At 70.3% G+C, this 1,671-nt stretch carries 2 protein-coding genes; both read left to right on the top strand.

Going from position 1 to position 1,671, the window contains the following annotated elements:
- Positions 1–1,047, top strand: a 1,047-nt coding sequence (locus CCN44_RS42150; RefSeq protein WP_086704558.1) for an LLM class flavin-dependent oxidoreductase, incomplete at its 5' end; no start/stop codon positions are given.
- 59 nt (positions 1,048–1,106) lie between these two features.
- Positions 1,107–1,671: FMN reductase (locus CCN44_RS42145; RefSeq protein ID WP_086704555.1), on the top strand; the 565-nt coding region annotated here is incomplete at its 3' end.

Below are 1,671 nucleotides of genomic sequence, written 5' to 3'. Positions count from 1 at the left end.
ACCACGGGTCGTACGCCGACCGAGCGCGAGCGGATCAAGGCCATGGTCGCCATCGCGCTGAAGGCCGAGGAGGTCGGGCTGGACGTCTTCGCGACCGGTGAGCACCACAATCCGCCGTTCGTGCCGTCGTCCCCGACCACCATGCTCGGCTACATAGCGGCGCGGACGGAGAAGCTGATCCTGTCCACCTCCACCACGCTGATCACCACCAACGACCCGGTGAAGATCGCGGAGGACTTCGCGATGCTCCAGCACCTGGCCGACGGGCGGGTGGACCTGATGATGGGCCGCGGCAACACCGGGCCGGTCTACCCGTGGTTCGGCAAGGACATCCGGCAGGGGATCAACCTCGCGGTGGAGAACTACGCCCTGCTGCACCGGCTGTGGCGCGAGGACGTCGTCGACTGGGAGGGGAAGTTCCGCACCCCGCTGCAGGGCTTCACCTCCACCCCGCGCCCGCTGGACGACGTGCCGCCGTTCGTCTGGCACGGCTCCATCCGCTCGCCGGAGATCGCCGAGCAGGCGGCGTACTACGGCGACGGGTTCTTCCACAACAACATCTTCTGGCCCGCCGAGCACACCAGGCGGATGGTCGAGCTGTACCGCAACCGGTACGCCCACTACGGGCACGGCACCCCGGAGCAGGCGATCGTCGGCCTGGGCGGCCAGGTGTTCATGCGGAAGAACTCGCAGGACGCCGTGCGGGAGTTCCGGCCGTACTTCGACAACGCGCCGGTGTACGGCCACGGGCCCTCCCTGGAGGACTTCACCGAGCAGACCCCGCTGACCGTGGGCTCCCCGCAGCAGGTGATCGAGAAGACCCTGTCCTTCCGCGAGTACGCCGGCGACTACCAGCGCCAGCTGTTCCTGATGGACCACGCGGGGCTGCCGCTGAAGACCGTGCTGGAGCAGCTCGACCTGCTCGGCGAGGAGGTCGTGCCCGTACTGCGCAAGGAGTTCGCGAACGGCCGCCCGGCCGGCGTACCGGACGCGCCGACGCACCGGTCCCTGCTGGCGGCGAAGGAGAAGGAGGCGGCTGCGGTATGACGAACGACCAGGTGAGGAACGAGGGGACGAGGAGCGACGGGATGAGGAACGACCGTCGGATGAAGCTCGTCGTCGTCTCCGCGGGGCTGAGCGTGCCGTCCTCCACCCGGCTGCTCGCCGACCGGCTGGCCGCCGCCGTCGACCGGCACGCGCCGGTGGACATCGAGGTGATCGAGCTGCGGGAACTCGCGGTGGAGATCGCGCACAACTTCACCAACGGGTTTCCGGGCAAGGGGCTCGCCGCCGCGCAGGACGCGGTGGCGGGGGCCGACGGGCTGGTCGTCGTCACGCCGGTGTTCAGCGCGTCGTACAGCGGGCTGTTCAAGTCCTTCTTCGACGTGCTGGACAAGGAGGCGCTGGTCGGCAAGCCGGTGCTGATCGGGGCGACCGGGGGTACGGGGCGGCACTCGCTGGTGCTGGAGCACGCGCTGCGGCCGTTGTTCGCGTACCTGCGGGCCGTGGTCGTCCCCACCGGGGTCTACGCCGCGTCCGAGGACTGGGGAGCGGAAGGGCTGGCCGAGCGGATCGAGCGGGCGGCGGGGGAGCTGGCCGCGCTGATGCCGTTGGCTCCGCGGGGGGTCGGGGAGACCGTGGTGCCGTTCGCCGAGCAGCTGGCCGCGCTGC

Source organism: Streptomyces tricolor (assembly GCF_002155905.1).
GTDB classification, from domain to species: Bacteria; Actinomycetota; Actinomycetes; order Streptomycetales; family Streptomycetaceae; genus Streptomyces; species Streptomyces tricolor.
This window is presented reverse-complemented; position numbering and strand designations above follow the sequence as displayed.